The organism is Saccharothrix sp. NRRL B-16348, assembly GCF_001280085.1.
In the GTDB taxonomy this organism is placed as follows: Bacteria; Actinomycetota; Actinomycetes; order Mycobacteriales; family Pseudonocardiaceae; genus Actinosynnema.
Genome location: NZ_LGED01000217.1, coordinates 104,711 through 131,470 on the forward strand (window position 1 = coordinate 104,711; position 26,760 = coordinate 131,470).

Sequence of the window (26,760 nt, forward strand, 5' to 3'; positions counted from 1 at the left end):
CACCGCGTGACCGCCACCGGCGCGGCACGTCAGAGAGCGCGCTCCAGGTGTTCCGACATCAGCCGGACGAAGCGGGACGGGTCGGGCAGGTCGCCGCCCTCGGCGAGCAGCGCCATGCCGTGGAGCAGCTCGGCCGACTCGGCGAGCGACGCGTCGTCGCCGCCGCGGTCGGCGAAGGCCTTGTGCAGGCCGGACACCAGGGCGTGGTCGGGGTTCAGCTCCAGGATCCGCTTGACCGGCGGCAACTCCTGGCCCATCGCCCGGTACATCTTCTCCAGGGTCGGGGTCAGGTCGTGCGCGTCGCCGACCACGCACGCGGCCGACGTGGTGAGCCGCGACGACAGCCGCACCTCCTTGACCTTGTCGGCCAGGGTGGTCGTCATCCACGTCAGGAAGTCGGCGAAGTCCTTCTGCCGCTCCTCCGCCTGCGCCTTCTCCTCGTCGGTCTCCAGGTCGACCTGCCCCTTGGCGATCGACTGGAACGTCTTCTCCCGGTACCCCGGCACCGCGTCGACCCACATCTCGTCGATCGGGTCGGTGAGGATCAGCACCTCGAAGCCCTTGGCCCGCAGCGCTTCCAGGTGCGGCGAGTTCTCCACGGTGGCCCGCGAGTCGCCGGTCATGTAGTAGATGTGCCGCTGGTCGTCCTTCATCCGCTCGACGTAGCCGGCGAGCGTGGTCGGCTTCTCCGCGTCGGCCGTGGAGGCGAACGAGGCGATGTCGAGGATCGCGTCGCGGTTGTCGGGGTCGGCGAGCAGGCCTTCCTTGACCGCGCCGCCGAACTCGCGCCAGAACGTCTCGTACGCCTCGGGCTTGCCGGTCATCATGCCCTTGACGGTCGACAGCACCTTCTTCACCAGCCGGCGGCGCACCTGCTGGATCTGGCGGTCGTGCTGGAGCAGTTCGCGGGACACGTTGAGCGACAGGTCCTGGGCGTCCACCACGCCCTTGACGAACCGGAGGTACTCCGGCATCAGCTCTTCGCAGTCGTCCATGATGAAGACGCGCTTGACGTAGAGCTGCACGCCCCGCTTGCGCTCGCGCATGAACAGGTCGAGCGGCGCCTGGGACGGGATGAACAGCAGCGCCTGGTACTCGAACACGCCCTCGCCGTGCATGCGGATCGTCTCGAGCGGCTTGTTCCAGTCGTGGCTGACGTGCCGGTAGAACTCGGCGTACTCGTCCTCGGTGACCTCGGAGGCGGGCCGCGCCCACAGCGCCTTGCGCGAGTTGATCGTGGCCGGCTCGGCGCCGTCCTCCTTCGCCATCCTGATGGGCCAGGTGATGAAGTCGGCGTACTTCTTGACGATCTCGGTGATCTTCGCGGTCGACGTGTAGTCGGCGAGGTGGTCCTCGGGGTCGGCCGGCTTGAGGTGCAGGGTGACGGACGTGCCCTGCGGCGCGTCGTCGACGTCCTCGATCGTGTAGGTGCCCTCGCCGGTGGACTCCCACCGGACGCCCTCCGCGCGCGGGTGCCTGGTCACCAGCGTGACCTTGTCGGCGACCATGAACGAGGAGTAGAAGCCGATGCCGAACTGGCCGATGAGGTCCTGCGAGGCGGCGGAGTCCTTCGACTCCTTCAGCTTCTGCAGGAACTCGGCGGTGCCGGACTTGGCGATCGTGCCGATGAGCCCGATCACGTCCTCGCGGGTCATGCCGATGCCGTTGTCGCGGATGGTGAGCGTGCGCGCCTCCCGGTCCACCTCGATGGCGACGTGGAGGTCCGACGTGTCCGCGACCAGGTCCTTGTCCCGGAACGTCTCCAGCCTGAGCTTGTCCAGCGCGTCCGAGGCGTTGGACACCAGCTCGCGCAGGAACGTGTCCTTGTTCGAGTAGACCGAGTGGATCATCAGCCGCAGGAGCTGACGCGCCTCCGACTGGAACTCGAGCGTTTCCACGTTCGTCCTTTCTCTCCGACCTCCGACGACCCGTCATCGTATCCAGTCGCGCCGACCGGCCGGCGCGCTACCGAAAACCGGTCGATCACCGGGGTGGGCCTCTCTATCGTTCATCCCCGGAATCCAGTGGTGGGAGGGGTCATGCGCACGCCGTACCCGCGCACGCCGCACCTGCCGTGGTCGCCCGGCGCGTCGGCGGACGACGTGCGGGTCGCCGACCTGGACGCGCTGCGGGGCCGTGAGGTGGTGGTCACCGAGAAGCTCGACGGGGAGAACACCACCCTGTACGCGGACGGGGTGCACGCGCGGTCGCTCGATTCGGCGCACCACCCGTCCCGGTCGTGGGTCAAGGGGCTCCAGGGGCGGATCGGGGCGCGGCTGCCCGCCGGGTGGCGGATCTGCGGCGAGAACGTCTACGCACGTCACTCGATCGGGTACGACGACCTGGAGAGCTGGTTCTACGGGTTCTCCGTGTGGGACGGCGACCGCTGCCTCGACTGGGACCGGACGGTGCGGTTCCTGCGCGACCTGGGCGTGCCCGTGCCCCCGGTGCTGTGGCGCGGGGTGTTCGACGAGCGGGCGTTGCGCCGGCTGCGCGTCGACACGGCGCGGCAGGAGGGGTTCGTCGTGCGGACCGTCGAGGGGTTCGAGCGGGACGGGTTCGGGCGGCGGGTGGCGAAGTGGGTGCGCGCGCACCACGTGCGGACCGACACGCACTGGATGACGGCGCCGGTCGTGGAGAACGGGCTCGGGCCCGGGTCCGTGCTGTGGGACGTGCGGTCGGGTGCGCCGTTCGACGTGTCCGCGCTGCTCGGAGCGGTCGGGGTCGACGGCGAGGTGGAGCCGGCCGAGGAGGTCGCGGCCACGCCCGTGACCGGGGACGCCCGGCTGGCGGGCGTGCTGGCGGCGGCGCTGCACCGGGTCCGGCGCGGTCGGGTGATGTCGCTGTTGGCCGGTCCGGTCGGGGTGGGTGTGGCGCGGCGCGTCGGCGACCTGGTCGGGCTGCACCGGCTGCCGCACCGGCCGTTCCCCGACGAGGCGCGGCGGGCCGGGTTGCTGCGCCTGTCGACCGCGGTCGACCTCGACGTGCTGCACGCCGTGTCGGCCGCCGTCGCGACCGGCAGGGAGGAGCGGGACCACGTGGCCTGGTCCGCCTTGCACGCGGAGGACGTCGGGTCGTTCGACCGGCTGCGCGCGGGGTTGCGGCTGTCGGGGGTGGCGGCGCAGCGGTGCTGGGCCGAGGCGCGTGACGCGAGCATCCGGGCCGGGCGGGTGCTGGACGTGGAGGAGGCCGTCGCCGCGACGTGGCGGTGGCGGTCCGGCGACTTCCCGGTGCTCGTGCACCTGGTGGGGTTGTCGGGCAGCGGCAAGTCGACGTTCGCCGCCGGGTTGCCGGACGTGGACGTCCGCGTGTCGTTGGACGACCTGCGCGAGGAGGCGGGTGATCGGGCGGACCAGCGGGCCAACGCCAAGGTGCTGCGGGCGGGCCTCGACCGGCTCGACGCCGCGCTGCGCGCGCACCGGACCGTGGTGTGGGACGCGACTTCGCTGGTCGAGCAGCAGCGCGCTGTGGTGCACGCGGTCGCACGGCGGCACGATGCGATGGTGACGCACGCGGTCGTGTTGGTCGACGAGCGGGAGGTCGCCCGGCGCAACGGGACGCGGGCGCACGCCGTGCCGGCCGCGGTGCTCGACGCGCAGGTCCGCCGGTTCAGCCCGCCCTACCCGTGGCACGCCCACCGGACCTGGTACCTCGGCGCGGACGGCGCGGTGGAGTCCGCGGACGCCGCCGGGGAGGCGTGATGCGCACCAGCGAGGAGGTCTACCACCAGGTCCGCTGGGACCCGCGGTTCGACCCGGCGCGGTTCGTGCTCGGCGTGCAGCAGCGCGGGGCGCGGCCCAAGCGGGTCGCGTTGCCGTCGTTCACGCCGGGAGGCGAGGTGCCGTGGCACCGCGTGCTGTTCGTGGAGGCGGACGGCGAGGTGGTGTGGGACCGGGCGACCGGGCTGGACCGCGTGGGCGAGTCGGCGGCGGGCCGGGTGCGGGCGCCGCGCCGGCTGCGTGCGCCGCTGTTCACCGCGAGCACCCCGCACGCCTGGGATCCGCTGCACGGCTGGGTACCCGCCGAGCCGCTGCCCACGGTGCCGCGGCCGTTCACCACGGTCTTGACCTGGAACGTCCTGTGGGACCGCTACGACAGCGACCGCATCGACACAGCCCGCCGCCGTCCCCTGCTGTTCGGCGAACTGGCGGCGGCCGACGCGGACGTCATCGCGTTGCAGGAGGTCGAACCCGACCTGCTCGCGGCGCTCATCGCCCAGCCGTGGGTGCGCGCGCACTACACGCTCGACGTCGACCCGACCGGACCGGACGTCGACCGCACGGGCCTGGTGGTATTGAGCCGGTTGCCGGTGCTGGAGGCCGCGCGGTTCCCGCTGGGCGCGCACAAGGCCGTCAGCGCGATCGTGGTCGAGACCGGCGGCGGGCCGCTCGTCGTCGCGGCCACCCACCTGACCAGCGACCACACCGCGAACGGGCCGGCCAAGCGGCGCGCGCAGCTCGGGCGGGTCGCGGAGGCGTTCGCCGGGGTGGAGGGCGACGTGGTGCTGGTCGGCGACTTCAACGACGGTGGACGGCGGCCGGCCGCCGCGCTCGGGATGCGCGACGCGTGGCTGGAGGCGCGTGACGACGAGCCGCCGACGTTCGACCCGGTGGTGAACCCGCTGGCCGCGGTGTCCTCGCTGTCCGGGCGGCGGTCGCGGCTGGACCGGGTGTTCGTGCGCGGCGGGTCGCGGTGCGTCGGGGCGGACCTGGTCGGTGACCGGCCCGTCGACGGCCTGTTCGCCTCCGACCACTACGGGGTGCTGGCGCGGCTGGCGGCCGTCGCGCCTTCCGTGGCCGCCGACGTGCTCGACTCGCCGCCGACGCCGCGGACCGCCGTGGTGTGGCTGCCGGGGCCGTGGGAGGAGGTCGAGCGGGTGCGGCGGGAGCACGACCACCGGGCCGACCGGTGGCCGCCGCACGTGACGCTGCTGTTCGGGTTCGTCCCGGAAGCCGACTTCGACCGCGCCGTGCCGCTGCTGTCCGAGGCGGTCGCCGCCGTGCCCCCGTTCCCGGTGCTGGTGGACGGCGTGCGCGACTTCGGGCCGGGCGTGGTGTGGCTCGACCCGGCCGCCGCCGGTGTCACGCCGTGGACCGCGCTGCACGACGCGGTGCGCCTACCGTTCCCCGCTTGCCGGACCAGGGACGACTTCACCCCGCACCTGACGGTCGGCGGGTCGCGGGAGGCGGCTGGGCGGACCGGGGCACGGCAGGCGGCGGAGCGGATCGGTGCGTGGTCGGGTCGGGTGGACGAGGTGGTGGTCCTGTCCAGGCGCGGTGACGGCCCGATGCTGCCCCGCGCGGCGGTGGCACTGGGCACCGGCGAGGTGCGGTGGTTCGAGGAGCCCACCACCCCGCCGGGACCGTCGCTGGACGCGGTGGCCGAGCGCGTCACCCGTGCGTTGTCAGCCGCCTTGGACGTGGTGCACGTCGTCGGCTCGCGGCGGATGGGGTGCGGGTTGCCCGACGCGGACCTCGACCTGGTCGCCGAGGTCGCCGAGCCGGCGACGGTCGCCGAACGGGTGGCCACCGCGCTGCCCGGGGTGGCCGTCCGGCCCGTGGTCGGCGCCCGCTCGCCAGGCTTCCGCCTGGTCGTGGACGGGCTCGGCGTGGACCTCGCGGTGGCCGCCGGAGACGGGGTGGCGCTGAGCGCGGTCGAGGACGCGGAGGCGGTGCGGGCGGCGGTCGGTGGGCGGCACGAGGACTTCGCGCGGCTCGCGCGTGCGGTCAAGGCGTGGGCACGGGCCCGTGGGCTGGACTCGGCGCCGTTCGGGGGTGTGCCGGGGCTGGCGTGGTCGGTGCTCGCGGCGCGGACCGTGCGCGAGTGGGCCGGGCCGGACCTGCTCGCCGGGTTCTTCGCGACCTGGGCGGCGTGGGACTGGCGTGACCCGATCGGGCTGGTGACGTCACCCGAACGCACCGGCGCGCCGATGACGATCATGACGCCGACCGCGCCCGTCCGCTCGTGCACCGAGCAGGTCGGCCCGGGGTTCCGGGACCTGCTGACGGCCGAGCTGTACCGGGCGTGGGAGATCGTCGAAGCCGGTGCTCCCGGGCTGTCCGCGCCACCCGACGCGCACCGCGCGCACGCGGCGTGGGCGCTGGTCACCGTGCCGCACGACCTGGTCGGCCCGGTGCGCGGCCGGCTGCGGGCGTTGCTCACCGCGTTGGAGCTGGCCGGCACGCCGGACGCGCACGCGTGGCCACGGCCGGTCGAACGCACGCCGGACGCGGTGCGCTACGCGATCGGGTTGGGCAAGCGCCCGGTGTCTCCCGCCGTGCTCGCCGATGTGGTTGCCTCGTGGAGGACCGGGCTGCGCGGTGTCGAGGTCGTCCGGGCGGGCAACGGCGACGTCCCGACCCTGCGCTGAGCCCACGCCGACCGGAGGGGGTTTCGTGGAGTTCCAGGACGTGGTCCGACGCAGGCGGATGGTGCGAAAGTTCACCGACGAGCCGGTGTCGGACGAGAGCGTGCGGCGGATCATGCGCAACGCGCTGCGCGGCCCGTCGGCCGGGTACTCGCAGGGTCAGGCGTTCCTCGTGCTGCGCGGCGAGGAGACGGCGGCCTTCCACGAGTCCGTCCAGCAGCTGTGGACCAACGACACGGCCAAGACCGCGCCGGTGCTCGTGGTCGCGTTCGCGGTGAAGGACGCCTACCTGGACCGGTACGCCGAGCCGGACAAGGGGTGGACCGATCGCAGCGAGGACCACTGGCCGGTGCCGTTCTGGTACATCGACACCGGGATGGCCGTGCTGCTGATCCTGCAGACCGCGGTCGACGAAGGGCTCGGCGCGGTGTACTTCGGCATCGCCGAGGAGGACTTCGACCGGGTGCGCGAGGAGTTCGGCGTGCCCGCGGACCACGTGCCGATCGGCGCCATCGCGATCGGGCACGGCGCCGAGGAGGACGTCTCGGCGGGCGCGTCACCGTGGACCCGCAAGCGCCGGCCGTTCGAGGACGCCGTGCACTTCGGGCGGTGGTAGGCGGGTCAGCGCCGGCGTGCGGTTCCCGGGCGTCGACCCCGGGAACCGCACGGCCGCGGTCAGTTGACCTTCTCGCCGTACACCTTGTCGATCTCGATCGTCACGAGCACGCGCCGGTCCGACACCATGACCGTCCGGTACTCGTCCCAGTCGGGGTGCTCGCCGGCGGCGGCGCGGTAGTACTCCACCAGCGCCTCCACCTCGGGGCCGTTCGGGTCGGCGCCCGGGCCGATGATCGTCGCCGTGCCCTCGGCCGTGGCCCACGCGCCACCGTCCTCGCTGGTCACCTCGAGCGAGACCCGCGGGTCGCGGCGCAGGTTGGCGATCTTGGCGGTCCCGGCGCCGGTGGCCACCTTGATGACGTCGGCGGCCTTGTCGTACGACGGCAGGACCGGCGACAACTGCGGTCGGCCGTCGGCCTTGATCGTGGCGAGCACGCCGAGCTTGCTCTTGGCCAGCAACGTGCGAGGGTCGAATGTGGTGTCGGTCATGCCCGCACCAACCCGGGATCAACGGCCGGGTATTCCCGACTTTCTCCACTCTTTCCGGTGAATCAGCTCGCCGTGAGCGATCGTGGTGCCCCTACCAGGATTCGAACCTGGACCGGACGCGTTCTGAGCGCGTTGCCTCTTCCGTTGGGCTACAGGGGCTCGGTGCGGTTCCGGGGATTCGAACCCCGACTGGACTGGCCCTCAACCAGACGCCTCTACCACTTGGGCTAGAACCGCGAGCGAATCGGCTCGGTGAAACGACGAAGCCGCCCGGATCGGTCTCCCGATGGGCGGCTCCCGCATGCCGGACGCGTTCAGGTCACGGCGGGGAGTCCGCACAGCCGAGCAGGAGCAGGAGTTCGCACTGCCGCACGTCCGTCATGACTCCCGCCCTTCCGCTGTGGTGTGGGACCAGTCTGCACGGGACTCACCAGGGAACGCAACGCATTTGTCGCGCCACGATTTGTCCATAAAGGACTGACGTGCGGAGTGTACGTGGTCGTGCGGCCACGACTACGATCCCCGTATGTCGGAACCACGGGCACTCGCGGACCTGCCGTTCGCCGCCTACCTGGAAGACCACGACGGCGGGCAACTGGAGTCGGGCGGGGACTACAACGTCGTCCACATCGCCGACCAGGAGTTCCCCGACCTCGCGGCGGGCAACACGCGGTTCAGCGAGTCGGCGCTGTCCACCGTCCGGTTCACCGACGGCTCGCTGCGGCGGTCGCGGTTCAACGACGTGTGGCTGCACGGTGTGCAGGTCATCGGCACCGACCTGGCCGAGACCGGGTGGCTCGACGCGGAAGTCGTGAACAGCGCGTTCGCCGGGGTGGCGATGTTCGAGGCCGGGCTGAGCCGCGTCACGTTCTTCGGCTGCAAGCTCGTCTCCGTCAACCTGCGCGGCGCGTCACTGCGCGAGGTCGCGTTCGTCAACTGCGTCCTGCGGGACGTGGACTTCACCGAAGCCGAGCTCACCGACGTCACGTTCCCCGGCTCGACGCTCGAAGACCTCCGGTTCGAGGGCGTGAAGCTGAAGAAGGTGGACCTCCGCGACGCCGCCGAGTTGGGCATCCGCAACGGTTTCGCCTCGCTGCGCGGCGCGACGATCACCTTCACCCAGGCCCTCGACCTCGCGCCGGCGTTCGCCCACACGCTCGGCATCACCGTCAAGGACAGCTGACGATCACGGCGCGGGCGGCGTGACCACGGGCAGCGTGATCCGGAACGTCGCGCCCACGCCGGGTTCGGCGGCGACGGTCACCGTGCCGCCGTGCGCCTCCACCAGGTGCCGGGTGATGGCGAGGCCGAGCCCGCTGCCGCCGGTGCTGCGGCTGCGCGACTTGTCGGCCCGCCAGAACCGCTCGAACACGTGCGGCAGGTCGTCCGGCGCGATGCCCACGCCGGTGTCGGCCACCTCGATCACCACACCGCGGTCGAGGTGGGCCTCGACGGACACCGTGCCGCCCGCCGGCGTGTAGCGGATCGCGTTGGTGACCAGGTTCTCCACCGCCTGCCGCAGCCGCACGGGGTCGGCGACCAGGAACAGCTCGCCCTCGGTCCGCGCGGTGACGGTGACGTCGCCGTTGGCGTGCGCGGCCACCACCTGCTCGACCACCTCGGCCGCGTCGATCGGCTCCGGGTGCAGGCGCAACGTGCCCGCGTCGGCCTGCGCCAGGTCGTGCAGGTCGTCCACGAGCCGTTGCAGCACCAGGGATTCCTCCGCCAGCAGCGCCACCAGCCGCTGGTCGGTCGCCGCGACGCCGTCCTGGGCCGCCTCCAGCCACCCGGTCACGTTGCTCAACGGCGTCCGCAGCTCGTGCGCGACGTCGCCGACCAGCGCCTGGCGCTGCCGCTCGGTGTCGGCGAGCTTGGCCGACATCGCGTTGAACGACCTGGCCAGCTCGCCGATCTCGCCCCTGGCCGCGGTCACCCGCACCTCCCGGTCGCCCGCGCCCATCCGCTGCGTCGCCGCGGTGAGCGCGCGGATCGGCCGGACCAGGTGGTTGGCCGTCAGCCAGGACGCGAGCCCGGCCAGGGCGAGGATGCCCAGCGCCGTCCACGCGATGCGCGTGACGCCCGCCGTGGACAGGTCGACGGTCGCCGGCCGGGCGCCCGTCGGCTCGGTCAGGAACAGCAGGGCGGCGGGCGCGACGTGCGGTGCGAGCTGTTCCCGCCGGGCGGCGGCCAGGCACGCCGTCTCCTGGGCGGACGCCGTCAGCTGGGGCGGGCGGTACCACTCGGGCAGGTCCGGTGTCATCCACGGCAGCGGGAACGGCTTGAGGCCCGGCATGCTCCCCAGGCAGTCCGCGACCAGCTCGATCAGCCGGTGGCCCGCGGTGTTCTCCGTCTCGGTCGGCCCGTGCAGCACATCGTCGAAGTCGCAGTCTTCGATCACCGTCTGCGGCTTGTCCCGCGTCAGGACCGGACGGCCGTTCGGCTGCACCAGGACGGTCCGCCCGTCGCACGCGGCGGCGGCTTCGGCCCGTTCGCGCAGGTGGGCGCGCTCCTCCCGGGTGAGCTTGAACGGCCCCACCGCACGCGGGTCGATCTCGTCCACGGCACCGGGCTTGAGCACCGGGTTCACGTTCAACGGGTCCACGACGACGGTCGGGTTCACCGGCAGCTGCGGCGAGCCCGCGTCACCGGAGTCCGCGATCGGCGTGCGGTCCCACGCGGTCAGCGCGATCCGCCGGCCGGTCTCCCGCGCGAGCGCGTCCACCGTGGACCGCACGCCCGTCCAGTCGGGGTGCTCCGCCGCGTACCCGAGCAGCCGGTCGTAGATCGACGCGTCGGTGGCCAGCGCCTCGCCCTGCTCCTGCCGGATGCTGCCGGTGGTGGCCTGGGTGGCGAGCCAGGCGGTGACCGCGATGGACGTGCCCGCGATCAGCAAGGACACCGCGAAGAAGCGGAAGAGCAGGCTCATACCAGCTTGTAGCCGATCCCGTAGACGGTCAGGAGCCGACGCGGCCGGCGCGGGTCGTGCTCGATCTTGCGGCGCAGCTTCACCACGTGCACGTCCACCGTCCGCTCGGTGGTGAAGCCGTCCTGGAGCAGTTGGCCGCGGGTGAACACCCGGTGCGGCTGGGCGGCCAGCGTCGACAGCAACCGGAACTCCATCGGCGTCAGCGCGACCGGCTCGCCGGCCAGCGTCACCTCGTGCCGGAGCGGGTCGACCACGATGTCGCCGACCTTGAGCACGGCGGCGTTCGTGGCGCGGGCCCGGCCGGCGCGGCGCAGGATCGTGCGGACGCGGGCGACGAGCTGGCGCGGCCGGAACGGCTTGGTCACGTAGTCGTCCGCGCCGAGGTCGAACCCGAGCAGCACGTCGTCCTCCGCCGACCGGGCGGTGAGCAGCACGATCGGCACGTCGGAGTCGGCGCGCAGCACGCGCACCACGTCCAGCCCGTCCACCGCGGGCATCATCACGTCCAGCACCAGCAGGTCCGGGTCGCGCCGGCGCGCCTCGTCGATCGCCGACCGGCCGTCGTGCACGACCACCACCGAGTGCCCGTCGTGCTCCAGGTAGCGGCGGACGAGCTCGGCCTGGTGGGGGTTGTCCTCGGCGACGAGGATGTGGGCGCACACGACCGCGAGTATGCCCACCTTCACGGCCATCGAGCAGGACGACAACAGGTTCTTCACAGTTCGTCGCGATCTTGGGGACATGAACGTCCGCGTGGTCCTGCTCGCCTGTGCCGTCACCGCCCTGGTGTTGACGTGCGTCCAGTTCGCGGGCGAACGCCCCACCGCCCAATCGGCTGTCACGACTGTCACGACCACGCACCGGACCACGACGGCTTCGGTTCGGGCGACGGCGACGACCGCGGTGACCACCACCAGCTCCAGGAAGGTCTACGCGTCCAGCTCGGACCTGCCCGACGGCGGCCCGATCCCGACCGGCGGTCACGGGACGTTCCACGTCGTGCCGGGGTCGTCGCCGGTGGTCGGGACGGGTGTCGTGCGCACGTACGCGGTGGAGGTCGAGGACGGTGTGGTCCACGACGAGCCGGGGTTCGCGGACTTCGTGCAGGCGACGCTGTCCGACCCGCGCGGCTGGACGGCTCGCGGTGACGTCGCGTTCCAGCGGGTGACCGGACCGGCGGCCATCCGGATCCGGCTGACCTCGCAGAACACCGCCCGGGCGGTGTGCGGGTACGAGATCCCGGTGGACGTGTCGTGCCGCAACGGCGGCCTGGTGCACCTCAGCGCGGCGCGGTGGGTGCGCGGGGCGGTCGCGTTCGACGGCGACCTGACCTCCTACCGCCGGTACATGGTCAACCACGAGGTCGGGCACGCGCTGGGCGAAGGGCACCGGCCCTGCGCGGCGCACGGCGGGTTCGCGCCCGTGATGATGCAGCAGACGTTCAGCACGTCGAACGACGAGGTCGCCGCCATCATCGCGGGCGTGCCCCAGGGGGTGGCCATCCCGACGGACGGCAAGGTCTGCCGGCCGAACGGGTGGCCGTTCCCGTAGGTCTTGGTCGTTGGGGTCCTGGGTGCGGCCCGGGTTCCTTGGTGCGGGCCGATTCTTTGGTGCGGCTCGGGTTCTTTGGTGCGGGCGGACTGTTAGCCCTTCGGTGCGGCGCGCATGCTGAAGTGCAGGTAGGGCGAGCCGTCCGGCAGCGTGTAGAAAACCACCGGAGCCCACGGCTCGTGCTCGTTGCGCCGTGCGGCGAACAGGCCCTCCTCCACCGGCACGAGCACCGCGGTGGTCACCGCGTTGATCGCGGCGAGCTCGCCGATGCTCTCGCCGCGCAGGTGCAGCACGCCGTCCTGCTCGGTGACCTCCACGTCGTAGCCCTCGCGCACGTACGAGCCGACGTACCGGGTGACGTCCACCTCGGGCGGCTCGGCGGGCGGTTCGAAGTCCGGCACGGTGACGCCGGTGGTCTCGGTCAGCAGTTCGCTGAACAGCCGCTGGTAGACCTCGGCGGGCACGCCGCCGTTGGTGAGCAGCGCGACCGCCACCCCGGCGTCCGGCACGACCCGCAGGAACGCCTTCTGCCCGACCGTCGCGCCGTCGTGCCCGATCACCCGGCCACCCGGCCAGTCGTAGGCGATCCACCCGAGGCCCCAGCACATGTGGTGCGCGTGGGTCGCGGGCAGCTGCACGAACGGCCGCTGCATGGCGGCCACGTGCTCGGCGGGCAGGACCACGGTGCCGTCCGGTGTCCGGCCGCCGTCGAGGTGCAGTCGGGCGAACCGGACGACGTCGGCCGCGGTGGCGTTGATCGTCCCGGCCGGGCCGGCGGACCGCGCCAGTCCCCACACGGGTGCGGGCACGGGCTCCTCGCCGGGTTCACCGAGGTGGCCGAGCGCCGAGCGGAACCTCAGCACGTCCTCGGCCAGCGTCATCGTGCTGTGCGCGCCGAGCGGGTCGAGCAGGCGCTCGCGCAGGGCGACGTCCCAGACCTGGCCGGTCAACACCTCGATGATCCGGCCGAGCACGGTGAACCCGCTGTTGCAGTAGGACATCGTGACGCCCGGCGGGTGGTTCTGGCCGAGCCCCGCGCACGCCGCGACGTAGGCGGCCACGCAGTCGTCACCGCGTCCGGTGTCGTGGAAGAAGTCCCCGTCGATGCCGCTGGTGTGCGACAGCAGTTGGCGTGGCGTCACGGTCTTGGTCGCCACGGCGTCGGCCACGGCGAACTCGGGCAGCACGGAGACCACCGGCGCGTCCAGGTCGAGCGCGCCCTCGGCGACCAGCTGCATGATCAAGGTGGCGGTGTAGAGCTTCGTGATCGAGCCGATCTGGAACAACGAGTCCGTGGTGGCCTCGACGCCGGTGCCGCGGTGCAGCACGCCGGTCGCGCACTCGTGAATCTCGCCGTCGGCCAAGACCGCCAACGACGCGCCTGGCACTTGGTGCGCCTGGCACAGCTCCGCCAACCGTCCCTGCCAGTGGTTGATGTCCATCGCCCGCTCCCCCCGGATGGCGCGAAACTTTGCGAAAACCCTTCGCGTTAACCCACACCGTACCGATTTCCTTGATCTATGGCAGGGGTTTGTCGTCGGTCCACGTGTAGTCCGGGGTCCGGTAATCGCCACACCGGGTGAGGAGTCGGTCGAGGTCGTGGTCCACCAGCAGCATGTCCCGATACGGCGGCTTGAGGAACCCTTCCTCCACCATGTGGTCGACCATCCTGATCAAGTGCGTGAAGTAGCCGTCCACGTCGAGCAGCGCGACCGGCTTGGTGTGCAGGCCGAGCTGGGCCCACGTCCACACCTCGAACAGCTCTTCCAGCGTGCCCGCGCCGCCGGGCAGGGTCACGAACGCGTCGGCCAGCTGCGCCATCAACGCCTTGCGCTCGTGCATGGATTCCACGACGTGCAGTTCCGTGAGATTCTCGTGCGCCACTTCCCAGTCGACGAGGCTGCGCGGGATCACCCCGATCACCGACCCGCCCGCGGCGAGCGCTCCGTCGGCCAGCGCACCCATCGTGCCGACCCGGCCGCCGCCGTAGACGATGTCGATGCCCCGTTCGGCCAGGGTGCGACCTACTCGTCGGGCCACGTCGACGTGCCGGAGCCGTCCGTTGGAGGAGCCGCAGAACACGCACACCCGCATGGGGACACGGTAGGTGAGGCTGGTCGGGTCGGTGGTTCGGTTCGGTTCGGTTCGGTGTCGGTGGTTCGGTTCGGTGTCGGTGGTTCGGTTCGGTGTCGGTGGTTCGGTTCGGTGTCGGTGGTTGAGTTCCGTTCGGTGGTGTCGCTCGGGTTCGGCTCGATTTGACATGGGGCCCTTACGGGCACTCCAGGCAGGCCAAAGCCGGGCAGGCCTGGCGGGAAGAGCGTCCGCCAAGCCTGCCCGGCTTCCTGGCGGGAAGAGCGTCCGCCAAGCCTGCCCGGCTTCGACCAGCCTAAAGCACCCGAACCCATGTCAAATCGGGCCTCTGCGGTGGTGTGGCGGGTCCGCGGTGCGGCCGTTGGGTGAGGTTCTGAGTGGGGCGGTTGCGGGTTCGTTGTGCGGCCGGGTGGGTGAGGGTTTCGGTGGGCGGTTGCCGGTCCGTTGTGTGGCCGTTGGGTTGAGCGGCCAGGGGTCGTCGGTTGGGGGTTCGTTGGCTTTGGTGTGTCACTCGGCCGGGCGAAGAGTGCAACCTGGGACAACCCAAACCGCATTACTCACGTTAGCCGGATAAAACGGCCGGCCCGGCGGCGGACACGGGTGGGCAGGTGAGGGAGGTGGTGTCAGCGGCCGAGGTTTGCGCCGTGGGTGGTTGGGTCAGCGGCCGAGGCCTGCGCCGCCGTTGACGCCGATGACCTGGCCCGTGAGGTGGCCCGCTTCCGGGGAGGTCAGGAACGTGACGGTGGCGGCGATGTCGGAGGGGCGGCCCGTGCGGCCGTTGGCGGGGTTGCCCACCAGCTTCTTGCGCCGCTCCTCGGACAGGGTGCCGCCGAAGAACTCGGTCTCCTCGGTGACGCCGGGCGACACGACGTTGACCGTGATGCCACGACCGCCCAGTGCGAACGCCAGGTCCGCGGTCCACGCTTCGATCGCCGCCTTGGCCGCGCCGTAGCTGCCCGAGCCGCGGCGGGCCGCGATGGAGCCGATGGTGACCACCCTGGCGTCGTCGGCCAGGCGCGGTTCCAGGGCGGTGGTGACCAGGACGGCGGTGAGCACGTTGGACTCGAAGTTCGCCAGCCACAGGTCGCGCACGTCCGCCAGACCCTCCGGCGCGGGACGGCGGCGGGCCATGTTGCCGCCCGCGTTGTTCACCAGCACGTCGACGCGGTCCGGCAGCTCGGCCAGCGCGTCCCGCACCTGGTCGGGGTCGGCGGCGTCGAACACGACTGCCCGGGCGCCGACTTCCGCAGCGGCGGAGGCGAGGACGTCGGCGCGCCTGCCGGTGACCACGACGTCCAGGCCCTGCTTGACCAATTCGGCGGCCACCGCCTTGCCGATGCCCGTCCCGCCACCGGTCACGACTGCTGTTCTCGTCATGCCTGGTTCCTATCAGCGGAATTCGCGGGGGTCGATCCGCTCGTCGGCCCAATGATTGTTCACATTCGTGATCGGTTTCACGGTTGTGATCAGCCACGGGCGGGTGAAGTGTTGTCACACGTTCGTCGCTCATTTTTCAGCCGAACGTGGAGTTGACCGTCCGTGACCGCCGGCGCCGAACTACCTTCCGGCGGAAAGACGGTTTCGCCACGCTACCCGGAGGTGTCGTCGTGCAGGTCAACCCGTGGCTGGTCCTCGCGCTCGTAGGCGGTCTCGTTGGCGCCGACCAGGTTCACGCCGGGGAAACCCGGGAAGCGACCGTGGAAGTGCTGACGAAACGGACGCTCATGTCGGCGCCCGTCGCGCCCACCGTCGGTCTCGGGTTCGTCTCCGGCGGGGAACTCCTGCAAGCCGACGGCTCCGCCAAGATCGGGGACGGCTATTCGCATTGCGGCGTGCTCGCCGTTTCGGTGGCCGTGCCGCCGGAGGTCACCACGCACTGCACGTCCACATTCCGGCTGCCCGACGGCGAACTGCACCTCTCCGGCCTCCGCAAGTACAAGTCGATCGCGGCGGGCTTCGAGGACACGTCCGTCGCCGTCACCGGCGGCACGGGCTCCTACGCCAACGTGCGCGGCGAGGGCAAGGTGACGCGGTCGAGTTCGTCGGAGGTCGGCTACAAGTTCGTCTTCACGATCGTCACCGACTAGCGCCGCGAGAACACCAGGTCACCGGACACCGGGACGAGCGGTGCGCGGCGGTTGTCCACGACCGCCAGTGACGGGCCGTCGCGCCACTGCCCGCCCGCCAACGGGACCGTGGCCACGCCGGGCACGGGGCCGACGGTCCAGTCGAGCACGCCGGCGATCGTCGTCAACCGCGTCGACGCCAGCACGTCGGCGACCGCGGCGGGCGAGTCCGCCTCCCCCGCCGCGTGCACGGCCACCTCGAACAACGCGTGCGCGAGCCCGAGCGGTTGCAGCCACGTCGAGCCGGTGGCGTCCTCGTAGGCGCGCGCGAGGTCGCGTGGCGTCCGCCCGTCGCGCCCGACGTGCTCGTGCTCGGGCGTCCACGACACGATCGTCGCGACCCGCTCCAGGCCGTGCCGGGCCACGCCGAACGGGTAGGTCAGCCACCGCGAGCACGTCACCAGCCGGGGCCGCCGCGCGCGCACGACGGCGGCCAGGTCGGCGGCGGTCGCGGCGCTGGTCACCACCTCGACGTCGCCGACGGCGGGCACGACGCCGCTCGACTCCCGGTACGGCAGGTCGACCAGGTGGTGCCCGCGGGCGGCGGCGACGGGCGCGAACCACCGCCGCAGCGCGGCGCCCTGCGGGCCGTCGTTCCACACGCAGCCGACGGTCCGCGCCGGGCCGAGGTGCTCCCACAGGTCGGCGAACACGGCGGCGATGTCGTCCAGGCCCCAGCAGAAGTGGAACGCCGGTCCCGGCCGCCGACCGGCGTCGAACACCTGCCAGGGCAACGTCGTGGACACGGACGGCACCTCGTGCTCGGCGCAGGCGTCCACCACCGCTGGCAACGTCGTCGTGCCGCCCAACGTCACCACGATCCGCACGCCGGACTCGACGAGCGACCGGGTCGCCGCGCGGGCGCCCTCGGGCGTCGAGCCGCTGTCCCGCACCACCACCTCGGCGGGCCACGGCAGGCCGGTGGCGACGTACTCCAACGGCGCGCCGAGCGGCGCGAGGCGTCCGGTCGCCGCGAGGACGACCCCGATCTTCGGGCGTGGCACGGCGGCAACCTATCGACGACGCCGGTGCCACGATCGGGCGATCCCCGGATGTCGAATGAATTCGACGGATTCGTCGAACGACGGGCCGCTTCGGCGTCGAATGATGTCGACTTCCGGTGGCGATTCCGAATTGACGGAGACACCGCCGGTCGATTCCCGTCGAAACCCTTGCGTCACCCATCCGTTACCGTCAACATCATGACGAGGCAGCGCTGGAACACGCCCGCCGCGCCCGGTCCCACGGTCGTGGCGTGCGGGTGCGCCGGGCACCGACCGGCGCATCCGGATTCCCACTGCGGCCGGCTTCACCGCCCGCGCGTGTTCGGTTCCCACCCCTCCCGCTGCCGCACGCGATTACGAGGAGCGTCATGGCCGATATGCGCGACAAGCTGAAAAAAATCCGTTGGCGGGTTGGCCTGCTGGCCACCGGAATGGCCTCGTTGCTCGCGGGCATGGGTGTTGTCGCGGTGACCGACGCCCAGGCGGCGGCGGGCTGCCGGGTCGTGTACTCGGTGCCGAGCCAGTGGCAGGGCGGCTTCACCGGCAACGTCAACATCACCAACCTGGGTGACCCGATCACCGGCGGGTGGCGGCTCACGTGGGCGTTCCCGGCCGGCCAGACGGTCACCCAGGCGTGGAACGCGGCCGTCACGGCGTCGGGCAGCCAGGTCACCGCGACCAACGTCGGCTACAACCCGAACATCGCGACCGGCGGCTCGGTCTCGTTCGGCTTCAACGGCTCGTGGACGGGCTCGAACCCGGCGCCGTCGTCGTTCGCGCTCAACGGCGTCACCTGCACCGGTGACACGACGACGACCACCAGCACGAGCACGAGCACCAGCACCACCACGACCACCAGCACGACCACCACGACGACCACGACCACGCCGGCGGGCGACGCCATGGCGAGGGTCGCGGACATGCAGCCGGGCTGGAACCTGGGCAACTCGCTGGACGCCACCGGCGCCGACGAGACGTCGTGGGGCAACCCGCGCATCACCGAGGCGCTGCTGGACAACGTGCGGGCGCAGGGTTTCAAGAGCATCCGCATCCCGGTCACGTGGAGCGCGCACCAGGGCGGCGCGCCCGGTTACACCATCGAGGCGGCGTACCTGGCGCGCGTCAAGGAGGTCGTGAACTGGGCGTTGGCCGACGGCTTCTACGTGATGATCAACATTCACCACGACTCGTGGCAGTGGATCAACGCCATGCCGACGGACCGCACGAACGTGCTGAACCGCTACAACGCGGCGTGGACGCAGATCGCGACCGCGTTCCGGGACGTCTCGCCGAAGCTGATGCTGGAGAGCGTCAACGAGCCGCAGTTCGCCAACAGCTCGGGTGACGCGCAGAACGCGCAGCTGCTGGACGAGCTCAACAAGTCGTTCCACCGGATCGTGCGCGCCTCGGGCGGCAACAACGCCACCCGCCTGCTCGTGCTGCCGACCCTGCACACGTCGTCGGAGCAGGCGCGGGTCGACGAGCTGGTGGCCACGTTCAACGCGTTGAACGACCCGAACCTCATCGCCACGTTCCACTTCTACGGCTACTGGCCCTTCAGCGTGAACGTCGCGGGCGGGACGAAGTTCGACGCCGCCGTGCAGAAGGACCTGACCGACTCGTTCGACCGGGTGGCCAACGCGTTCGTGGCGCGCGGCATCCCGGTCATCCTGGGCGAGTACGGGCTGCTGGGCTTCGACCGGCACACGGGCACCATCCAGCAGGGCGAGAAGCTGAAGTTCTTCGAGTTCCTCGGGCACTACGCCCGCACGAAGAAGATCACCACCATGCTGTGGGACAACGGCCAGCACTTCGGCCGCACGTCGTTCCAGTGGAGCGACCCGGAGCTGACCGCGCAGCTCAAGTCGAGCTGGACGACCCGGTCCGGCACGGCGTCGTCCGACCAGGTGTTCAGCGCCAAGGCGTCGGCGATCACCGCCAAGTCGCTGACGCTCAACCTGAACGGCACGTCGTTCGTCGGGCTGAGCCAGGGCGGCACCGACCTGGTGCGGGGCACGGACTACACGGTCAGCGGCGACCAGCTGACCATCACGGCGGCGGCGATCACCCGGTTGAGCGGTTCGCGGGCGTACGGCACGAACGCGACGCTGTCGGCCCGGTTCTCGGCGGGTGTGCCGTGGCGGATCAACCTGGTCACCTACGACACGCCGGTGCTGTCGAACGCGACCGGGACGACGAGCGCGTTCGCCGTCCCGACCCAGTTCCGCGGCGACCAGTTGGCCACGATGGAGGCCAAGTACGCGGACGGCAGCAACGCCGGACCGCACAACTGGACCTCCTTCAAGGAGTTCGACGTCACGTTCGCGCCGAACTACACCGCGAACACCACGACGTTGAAGCCGGAGTTCTTCGCCGAGGTCACGGACGGCTCGCGGGTGACGCTGACGTTCCACTACTGGAGCGGCGCCAAGGTGACCTACTACGTCACCAAGTCCGGCACGTCGGTCACCGGCTCCACCGCCTGACCGTCGCGCACGACAGCCGGCGGCCCGGAGCACACCCGCTCCGGGCCGCCGGTTCGCGGTTCAGGGCTGGTCGCTGAGGAGGGCACGCACGCGGGCAAGATCGTCGTGACGGTCCAGTGCCCTCGTCCGCGGTGTCGACGCACGAGTAGTCGTACTCATGCGCGGCGCCGGGTGGTCGGCGAGACTGGCCGCGTGATCGAGGTCGAGCAGCGGAAACGGCCCGGAGTGGCGTTCGCGGGTTTCCTGGTGCCGTTCGCGCTCCAGGTGGCGGTGATGGTCGCGTTCCGGGGGCAGTACTTCGCGGACGCGGGCTGGCGTGGTGGGGAGTACGCGTACGCGTTCATCGGGGTCGCGGTCGGCTCGATCGTGCTGGGGTGCGTGTTCAAGTTCCTGCGTCCGCCCTGGAACTCGGTCGGCACCGGGCTGGTGCTCGCGGGCACGCTCGGCTTCGTGATCGTCCTCGCGGTCCTGGCGGTGGTCCTCGTCGCCCTCTCGCAGTGGGGTTCGACCGGCTAACACCGGTGTCAGAGCCGTGTCAGACCGGTGTCAGCGCGGTGTCCGGCGGGTCGGTGATCGTGGTCGCGACACCCACCACGAGAGGAACTTCCGATGAGTCGCCAGGTTCCCGTCCCGCACGGCCTGCCCATGGAGCGCGACGCGGGCCCCTTCGACCCGCCCCGCCGGATCACCGAGCTGCGCGAAGGCCGCCCGGTCAGCCCGATGATCTTCCCGGACGGTCACGAGGGCTGGCTGGTCACCGGCTACGACGAGGTCCGCAAGCTCATGGCCGACACCCGGTTCAGCTCGCGCCAGGACATCGGCATCGTCCACGTGCCGTACGAGACGCCCGGCATGCCCGCGGCGACCGAGCCGTCACCGCAGCTGCCGGGCCTGTTCATCAGCATGGACCCGCCGGACCACACCCGGCTGCGGCGCATGCTCACCGGCGCCTTCACCGTCAAGCGCATGAAGCAGCTCGAAGAGCACATCGCCGACATCGTCGAGCGGCAGCTGGACGAGCTGGCGGGCCTCCCCCAGCCGGTCGACCTGGTGACGGCGTTCGCGCTGCCGGTGCCGTCGCTGGTGATCTGCGAGCTGCTCGGCGTGCCCTACGCGGACCGGGAGAACTTCCAGGTCAACTCCTCCAAGTTCCTGGAGAAGGACGTGGTGCTCGACGAGAAGATGGCCGCGTTCGGCGCGATGAACGCCTACCTGGCCGACCTGGTCACGCGCAAGCGCGCCGAGCCCGGCGAGGACCTGCTGTCCGACCTGGCCCGGCACGACGACCTCACCGTGGAGGAGCTGACCGGCATCGCGTTCCTGTTGCTGCTCGCGGGCCACGAGACCACCGCGAACATGCTGTCGCTCGGCACGTTCGCGCTCCTGGAACACCCCGAGCAGCTGGCGGCCCTGCACGCCGACCCGGAGCTGCTGCCCGGCGCCGTCGAGGAGCTCATGCGCTACCTGTCCGTCGCCGACATCTTCTACCGCTACGCCACGGAGGACATCGAGCTCGGCGGTGAGACGATCCCCGAGGGCTCGACCGTCGTCGTCTCGCTGCTGGCCGCCAACCACGACCCGCGGCGCTTCGAGAACCCCGACGCGCTGGACGTCCACCGCAACGCGCGGGGTCACCTGTCGTTCGGCCACGGCATCCACCAGTGCCTCGGCCAGCAACTGGCCCGCATCGAGATGCGCGCCGGGTTCGGCGGGCTGCTGCGCCGCTTCCCGACCCTGCGGCTCGCCGTACCCGCCGACGAGGTGAAGCTCAAGACCGACATGAACATCTACGGCGTGCACGAGCTGCCGGTCACGTGGACGGAGACGGCCGGGTAAGCGCCCGGAGGACCGCACCCGGGAAGAAGACTTCCGGGGCGACCGGTCGACATGCTCGGGTGCCGGAGTGCCGTGCCGTCGGACAGGAGCCGCCAGTGGCAGAGGACCGGTCCGTGGGCGCGGGAGAGCGGTGGGTGCTGGCGCTGGCCTCGGTCGGCTCCTTCATGGTGGTGCTCGACCTGCTGGCCGTCGCGACCGCGCTCACCGCGATCCAGCGTGACCTCGGCGCGTCCATGGCGGACCTCGAGTGGACCATCAACGCGTACACGCTGAGCTTCGCCGTCCTGCTGATGACGGGTGCGTCCCTGGGTGACCGGTTCGGCCGGCGGCGGCTGTTCGCGGGCGGGCTCGGGTTGTTCTCGCTGGCCTCGGCGGCCTGCGCGCTGGCGCCGTCGGCCGGGGCGCTGATCGCCGCGCGCACCGTCCAGGGCGTCGGCGCGGCCATCGTGATGCCGCTCGCGCTCGGCCTGCTGAACGCCACGTTCCCGCCGCGGCGCCGCGGCTGGGCGCTCGGCATCTACGGCGGCGTCACGGGCCTGGCGGCGCTGCTCGGCCCGGTCGTCGGCGGCGTGCTCACCCAGGGCCTGGCCTGGGAGTCGATCTTCTGGCTCAACGTCCCGATCGGTCTCGTGGCCATCCCGCTGGTGCTGGCCCGCGTGAAGGAGAGCTTCGGCGCGGGCGCCGCGATCGACCTGCCCGGCCTGCTGCTGTTCAGCGTCGCCGCGGTGGGCCTGGTCTGGGGTTTGGTCCGCGCCGAGGCCGCGGGGTGGGGCAGCGCGGAGGTCGTCGGCGCGCTCGTGGGCGGCGCGGTGTTCGCGGGGCTGTTCGTGCTGCGGCAGACCCGTGCCGCCACGCCGATGCTGCCCGTGCGCCTGTTCCGGTCGCGCGCGTTCGCCGCGGGCAACGCCGTCATCTTCCTCCTCAACGGCTCGCTGACCGGCGCGATCTTCTTCATCGCCCAGTACCTCCAGGTCGCGCTCGGCCACGATCCGCTGGAGGCGGGCCTGCGCCTGCTCCCGTGGGGCCTGGCGCCGTTCCTGATCGCGCCGCGGGCGGGCGCGCTCGCCGACCGGCTCGGCGAACGCCCGCTCGTCCTGGCCGGTCTGACGTCGCAGTCGCTCGGCCTGGCGTGGCTGGCCCTCGTGTCGACCCACGACGCCGGGTACCTGTCGCTCGTCGGGCCCATGGCGCTGGGCGGCATCGGCTTCGCCCTGGCGATCCCGGCGGTGACCAAGGCGGTGGTCAGCTCCGGCGCGGCGGGTGACATCGGCAAGGCGTCGGGCGCGTTCAGCACCATGCGGCAACTGGGCGCGGCCTTCGGCATCGCCATCCTGGCCGCCGCCTTCAGCGCCTCGGGCACGTACGCCTCGGCGTCCTCGTTCACCGACGGCTTCCGGCCGGCGATCGCCGTCGCCGCGGGCCTGACCTTGCTGGGCGTGGTCTTCGCCGCGCTGCTCCCGAAAACAACCCGACCGCGCGCCGAGGTGGAGACCGTCAGCGGCCAGGCCTCGTAGCGAGGTGACGGTGAGATCGGTGCCGAACGGCCTGCGGCCGGTGTCGGCGCACTGGTAGAACGTCGCCATGAGCTACCGGTTCGTCGCCCGCGCGGTCGGCGTGGAGATCGACCCTGACGGCTACTTCATCGAGGCCGGTGTCGCGGAGGGTCCGGACGGCAGCGGCTTCGTCCTCCTCTTCATGTGCGACGGCGCGGAGCCCGACGAGCAGGACGTGTCGCTCGGGCTCGACACCCACTGCGTGGTCACGGCCGACCAGGGCACCGCCTACGGCTGCGTGCGGGAGGCGGTGCTGACCGACGACGTGCTCCGGGTGTCGCTCGACCCCTCGTCGCTGGACGCGCTGCGCCTGGAGGACGCCGAGATCGAGGCGGTCCTCGAAGCGCCGGCCGAGGACATCGCCCGGTTCCGGGAGGTGCTCGCCCGTGTGCTGGCGTACGGGCGCGAAGACGCACGGCCGGTGCGCGTCGCCATCTGAGCGTCCGCCGCGGCTCGTGGCGGCGCGGTCCTGTGCTCAGCCGGGCACGGGATCGATATTCGATTGCGCCGCTCGCGCCGGGCCGGTGAGGATCGGTCGATGACGGAGGACGGCGGGGCCCTTCCCGAGCGGACGTTCGGCTGGTCGGACATGTGGGCCGAGCCCGAGGCCGACCCGCGCGAGGTCGGCGGGCCGTACGCCGGCGAACGGTCGACCCTCGTCCGGCACCTGCGCAACCAGCGGCTGACGTTGGAGTTGAAGTGCTCCGGGTTGGCCGCGGAGGACTTGGCGCGACGCTCGGTGCCGCCGTCGGACCTGTCGCTGCTCGGGCTCGTGCGGCACCTGGCGGAGGTCGAGCAGTACTGGTTCCGGCGGGTGATGGCGGCTGAGGACGTCACGCCGCACTACACCTCCGCGGCCGTCGCGTTCGGTGAGGCGACGGCCGATCCCGAGGTGGTGGAGGACGCGTGGGCCACGTGGCGGGCCGAGGTGGCCTTCGCCGAGCGGTTCGTGGCCGAGGCGCCGGACCTGGACGTCCTCGGCTCCGGCAACCCGGAGCACGCCCCGATCCCGTTGCGCGACGTCCTGGTGCACATGATCGAGGAGTACGCCCGGCACAACGGCCACGCCGACCTCATCCGCGAGCGCGTCGACGGCCGGGTGGGTCAGTAGGGCGTCACCGGGCCGTGGCCACGTAGCGGTGTCCCGCACGGGCGGTGAAGGTGATCGAGTCGCCGTCCGCGCGGGCAGGCACCTGGCGGCCCGTTCGGGCGTCCACGAGGTCGTGGGCGGCGCCGAAGAGGGTGCTGCGGGCCGTGACGGGGCCGTCCTGGCCGGTGGTCAGGGCGATCTCCCGGGCCACGCCGTCGGACCACCGGACGTCGACCGTGACGTCACCGCGGGCGCGCAGGCCCGCGTACGAGCCGGCAGGCCAGTCGCCGGGCAGGGCGGGCAGCACGTGCACCACGCCGTCCTGGCTCTGCAGCAGCATTTCCGCCACGCCGGACGTCGCGCCGAAGTTGCCGTCGATCTGGAACGGCGGGTGGGTGTCCCAGAGGTTCGCGGTGGTGCTGCCGATCAGCTGCTCGGCCAGCATCCTGTGCGCGTGGTCGCCGTCGAGGAGCCGCGCCCAGAAGTTGATCTTCCAGGCCTTGCTCCACCCGGTGCCGCCGTCGCCGCGCGCGGTCAGCGAGGTCCGCGCGGCGGTGGCGAGGTCCGGGGTCTTGAGCGGGCTGATCCCGTTGCCGGGGAACAGCGCGAACAGGTGCGAGACGTGCCGGTGGGTGTTGGCGGGGTCGTCCCAGTCCTCCTTCCACTCCTGCAGCTGGCCCCACGAGCCGATCCGCGTGCCGGGGTCGAGCCGGTCGAGCGCCTTGCGCACCTCGGCACCGAACGCGGTGTCGCCCACGACGTCGGCGGTGGAGACGACGTTGGCGAACAGCTGCCGGACGATCTGCTGCGACATCGCCGCGCCCGCGGAGAAGTCGCCGTGCTCGGGCGAGTAGCTGGGCGTGACGACGAGCCTGCCGTCGCGCGGGTCCACCTTCAGCCCGTCGAGCCAGAACTGGGCGAGCCCCTTCAGCACCGGGTACGCCCGCTCGCGCAGGAACCGGCGGTCGCCGGTGAACAGGTAGTGCTCGAAGTAGTGCTGCGCCAGCCACGCGCCCGCTTCCGGGAACCAGAACGCCGTCGCCCAGTCGTGCACACCGGTGAACCCGAACGGGTTGGTCTCGTTGTTGACGACCCACCCGCGACCGCCGTGCATCTGCCGGGCCGTGACCTCACCCGGCTCGCGCAGTTCGTCCACGAAGTCGAACAGCGGCCCGGTGGTCTCGGCGAGGTTCGTCGTCTCGGCGGGCCAGTAGTTCATCTGCAGGTTGATGTTCACGTGGTAGTCGGCGTTCCACGGCGGCGTCACCGAGTTGTTCCACACGCCTTGCAGGTTCGCGGGCAGGGAGCCGGGCCGTGACGACGCGATCAGCAGGTAGCGGCCGTACTGGAAGTAGAGGGCTTCCAGCGCCCGCCTGGCCGGCGCCGGCGCGGTGGCGTACCCGCGCAGGAGCTCGTCGGTCGGCACGTCGACCGGCTGCTGCCCGATGTCCAGCCGCACCCGGTCGAACAACGCGCGGTAGTCGCGCAGGTGGGCGTCCAGGAGCCGGTGCCAGCCCTTCGCGGACGCGGCGTCGACGGTCCGCTGGACGCGTTCGTGCGGGTCCGTGCCGCGGTAAGTCGGGTAGTCCTCGGCGTAGTCGGTGCCCGCGGCGAACACCAGCACCACGCTGTCGGCGCCGGCCACGGTGAGCGAGCCGTCGGCGTTGTCGGTGCGCGTGCCGCCCCGGTTGAGCAGCTGGAGCTGCGACTCGAACCGCAGGCCGTTGTCGTGCAGCGCGCCGGTGAACGTGGCCCGGCCGCCGTGCGCGGTCATCCGCTTCGACCGGTTGTCCGGTGCGGTGATCGCGGCGGTGAACCCGATCCGGCCGGGCCGGTCGGCGGAGAGCCGGGCGACGAGCACGCCGTCGGCCCCGGTGGCGAAGTACTCGCGGGTGTACCGCACGCCGTCCGCCTTGTACGACACGGAGGCGACCGCGCGGGACAGGTCGAGGGCACGCCGGTAGTCCGTGACCTCGGCGGGCGGGTCGGTGAGCGCCAGGCCGAGCTCCCCGAACGGCTGGTAGGCGCCGAAACCGCGCCGCGACTGGCCCAGCGCCGCCGCGACCGTGTCCGGCGCGACCCGCTGATCACGCTCGATCAGCTCCTGGACACCGGCGAGCGCGTCCGGCCGCGGGTCGGTCCAGTTGCCGAAGTCGTAGCCCTGCGCCGAGCCGGGGCCACCGGTCCACAACGTCTTCTCGTTGAGCTGGATCCGTTCCCGGGCCACGGTGCCGAACACGCCTCCGCCGAGCGCGCCGCTGCCGATGGGCAGCGACTCGCGCTCCCAGTCGGCGGCCGGCTCGTCGTACCAGAGCGTGAGCGTCCGATGGTCCACCGCGGCTACCGCCTCATCCTCGTCGGGCGCGGCGACGCCGAAGGCCAGACCCGCGACGACGACCGCTGCCACACTCCTGCGTGCCCGTTTCATGCGTCCTCCACGACCGAACGGCGGTACCCGCGGGCGGCGGTCGCGGACGGTGGCGACGATAACAAGACATCCGAGCTATCGGAACCCTACCGTGAGGCCACGCCCGGCTTTCCGTAGTGGGACGGCTTCGATCACTACACACCGTGACAGCGACGCATGCCAGGTTCGCGATACATCGGATGGGTCTGCGGTCGG

At 71.8% G+C, this 26,760-nt stretch carries 21 protein-coding genes and 2 tRNA genes; 12 read left to right on the forward strand and 11 right to left on the reverse strand.

Features of this window, described 5'->3' with window-relative positions:
• Positions 1-29: 29 nt before the first annotated feature.
• The gene (gene htpG / locus ADK67_RS29520) at positions 30-1,850 is read right to left on the reverse strand and encodes a molecular chaperone HtpG (protein ID WP_053719888.1); all 1,821 of its coding nucleotides are present in this window, start codon (positions 1,848-1,850) and stop codon (positions 30-32) included.
• Positions 1,851-2,039: 189 nt separating this feature from the next.
• Here htpG and ADK67_RS29525 point away from each other — a divergent pair, with 189 nt between their 5' ends.
• From ADK67_RS29525 to ADK67_RS29535, 3 genes are read left to right on the forward strand one after another with little or no spacing between them, the layout of a single operon-like run.
• The gene (locus tag ADK67_RS29525) at positions 2,040-3,701 is read left to right on the forward strand and encodes an RNA ligase family protein (protein ID WP_053719795.1); all 1,662 of its coding nucleotides are present in this window, start codon (positions 2,040-2,042) and stop codon (positions 3,699-3,701) included.
• On the forward strand, positions 3,701-6,370 hold the full coding sequence (locus ADK67_RS29530; RefSeq protein WP_053719796.1) for a poly(A) polymerase: 2,670 nt from the start codon (positions 3,701-3,703) through the stop codon (positions 6,368-6,370). Before ADK67_RS29525 ends, ADK67_RS29530 begins: the two co-directional genes overlap by 1 nt.
• Before the next feature lie 25 nt (positions 6,371-6,395).
• Complete coding sequence (locus ADK67_RS29535) at positions 6,396-6,983, forward strand: nitroreductase family protein (protein ID WP_053719797.1); 588 nt, start codon at positions 6,396-6,398, stop codon at positions 6,981-6,983.
• A 59-nt stretch (positions 6,984-7,042) separates the two neighbouring features.
• Here the strand turns inward: ADK67_RS29535 and ADK67_RS29540 are convergent, their stop codons facing one another.
• The 3 genes from ADK67_RS29540 to ADK67_RS29550 form a co-directional block, all read right to left on the reverse strand.
• Entirely contained in the window at positions 7,043-7,474 is a 432-nt protein-coding gene (locus tag ADK67_RS29540; protein WP_053719798.1) for a PPOX class F420-dependent oxidoreductase, read from the reverse strand.
• Positions 7,475-7,557: 83 nt separating this feature from the next.
• Positions 7,558-7,633: transfer RNA gene (locus tag ADK67_RS29545), tRNA-Leu, on the reverse strand.
• Positions 7,634-7,637: 4 nt separating this feature from the next.
• Positions 7,638-7,711 (reverse strand) — tRNA-Leu (locus ADK67_RS29550).
• A 289-nt stretch (positions 7,712-8,000) separates the two neighbouring features.
• Here ADK67_RS29550 and ADK67_RS29555 point away from each other — a divergent pair.
• Positions 8,001-8,657, forward strand: a complete 657-nt coding sequence (locus tag ADK67_RS29555) for a pentapeptide repeat-containing protein (RefSeq protein WP_053719799.1) — start codon at positions 8,001-8,003, stop codon at positions 8,655-8,657.
• Between the two features lie 3 nt (positions 8,658-8,660).
• Here the strand turns inward: ADK67_RS29555 and ADK67_RS29560 are convergent, their stop codons facing one another.
• Both ADK67_RS29560 and ADK67_RS29565 read right to left on the reverse strand, forming a co-directional pair.
• Positions 8,661-10,400 carry a sensor histidine kinase gene (locus ADK67_RS29560; RefSeq protein ID WP_053719800.1) on the reverse strand — a complete coding sequence of 580 codons (1,740 nt, stop codon included), beginning with the start codon at positions 10,398-10,400 and terminating at the stop codon, positions 8,661-8,663.
• Positions 10,397-11,062 (reverse strand): response regulator transcription factor, encoded by a 666-nt coding sequence (locus tag ADK67_RS29565; protein ID WP_053719889.1) that lies wholly within the window; start codon positions 11,060-11,062, stop codon positions 10,397-10,399. Before ADK67_RS29565 ends, ADK67_RS29560 begins: the two co-directional genes overlap by 4 nt.
• A 79-nt stretch (positions 11,063-11,141) precedes the next feature.
• Between ADK67_RS29565 and ADK67_RS29570 the strand changes: the two genes are divergently transcribed.
• Positions 11,142-11,951, forward strand: coding sequence for a DUF3152 domain-containing protein (locus ADK67_RS29570; protein ID WP_053719801.1), 810 nt, complete (start codon positions 11,142-11,144; stop codon positions 11,949-11,951).
• A gap of 92 nt (positions 11,952-12,043) precedes the next feature.
• Here the strand turns inward: ADK67_RS29570 and ADK67_RS29575 are convergent, their stop codons facing one another.
• From ADK67_RS29575 to ADK67_RS29585, 3 genes are all read right to left on the reverse strand, one after another.
• The gene (locus ADK67_RS29575) at positions 12,044-13,393 is read right to left on the reverse strand and encodes a serine hydrolase domain-containing protein (protein ID WP_053719802.1); all 1,350 of its coding nucleotides are present in this window, start codon (positions 13,391-13,393) and stop codon (positions 12,044-12,046) included.
• A 76-nt stretch (positions 13,394-13,469) separates the two neighbouring features.
• Complete coding sequence (locus tag ADK67_RS29580; RefSeq protein ID WP_053719803.1) at positions 13,470-14,045, reverse strand: TIGR00730 family Rossman fold protein; 576 nt, start codon at positions 14,043-14,045, stop codon at positions 13,470-13,472.
• A 654-nt stretch (positions 14,046-14,699) separates the two neighbouring features.
• A complete protein-coding gene (locus ADK67_RS29585; protein ID WP_053719804.1) occupies positions 14,700-15,419 on the reverse strand; it encodes an SDR family NAD(P)-dependent oxidoreductase in 720 nt (239 codons plus the stop codon).
• 230 nt (positions 15,420-15,649) lie between these two features.
• Between ADK67_RS29585 and ADK67_RS29590 the strand changes: the two genes are divergently transcribed.
• Positions 15,650-16,129: an allene oxide cyclase barrel-like domain-containing protein gene (locus tag ADK67_RS29590; RefSeq protein ID WP_053719805.1), complete on the forward strand. Its 480-nt coding sequence runs from the start codon at positions 15,650-15,652 to the stop codon at positions 16,127-16,129.
• Here the strand turns inward: ADK67_RS29590 and ADK67_RS29595 are convergent.
• On the reverse strand, positions 16,126-17,172 hold the full coding sequence (locus ADK67_RS29595; protein WP_053719806.1) for an ABC transporter substrate-binding protein: 1,047 nt from the start codon (positions 17,170-17,172) through the stop codon (positions 16,126-16,128). The two genes, ADK67_RS29590 and ADK67_RS29595, sit on opposite strands and share 4 nt — an antisense overlap.
• Before the next feature lie 368 nt (positions 17,173-17,540).
• Between ADK67_RS29595 and ADK67_RS29600 the strand changes: the two genes are divergently transcribed.
• The 6 genes from ADK67_RS29600 (at position 17,541) to ADK67_RS29625 (ending at position 24,158) form a co-directional block, all read left to right on the forward strand.
• Complete coding sequence (locus tag ADK67_RS29600; protein WP_269436043.1) at positions 17,541-19,658, forward strand: cellulase family glycosylhydrolase; 2,118 nt, start codon at positions 17,541-17,543, stop codon at positions 19,656-19,658.
• Positions 19,659-19,850: 192 nt separating this feature from the next.
• A complete protein-coding gene (locus ADK67_RS29605; RefSeq protein WP_157620927.1) occupies positions 19,851-20,174 on the forward strand; it encodes a hypothetical protein in 324 nt (107 codons plus the stop codon).
• Between the two features lie 93 nt (positions 20,175-20,267).
• Positions 20,268-21,494, forward strand: a complete 1,227-nt coding sequence (locus ADK67_RS29610) for a cytochrome P450 (protein ID WP_053719809.1) — start codon at positions 20,268-20,270, stop codon at positions 21,492-21,494.
• 95 nt (positions 21,495-21,589) lie between these two features.
• The gene (locus ADK67_RS29615; protein ID WP_053719810.1) at positions 21,590-23,008 is read left to right on the forward strand and encodes a DHA2 family efflux MFS transporter permease subunit; all 1,419 of its coding nucleotides are present in this window, start codon (positions 21,590-21,592) and stop codon (positions 23,006-23,008) included.
• A 67-nt stretch (positions 23,009-23,075) separates the two neighbouring features.
• On the forward strand, positions 23,076-23,486 hold the full coding sequence (locus ADK67_RS29620; protein ID WP_053719811.1) for an Imm10 family immunity protein: 411 nt from the start codon (positions 23,076-23,078) through the stop codon (positions 23,484-23,486).
• A 99-nt stretch (positions 23,487-23,585) separates the two neighbouring features.
• A complete protein-coding gene (locus tag ADK67_RS29625; RefSeq protein ID WP_053719812.1) occupies positions 23,586-24,158 on the forward strand; it encodes a DinB family protein in 573 nt (190 codons plus the stop codon).
• A gap of 4 nt (positions 24,159-24,162) precedes the next feature.
• On the opposite strand, the gene ADK67_RS29630 is transcribed toward ADK67_RS29625, so the two are convergent.
• Positions 24,163-26,565: a glycoside hydrolase family 95 protein gene (locus ADK67_RS29630; protein WP_082403998.1), complete on the reverse strand. Its 2,403-nt coding sequence runs from the start codon at positions 26,563-26,565 to the stop codon at positions 24,163-24,165.
• Positions 26,566-26,760: the final 195 nt, after the last annotated feature.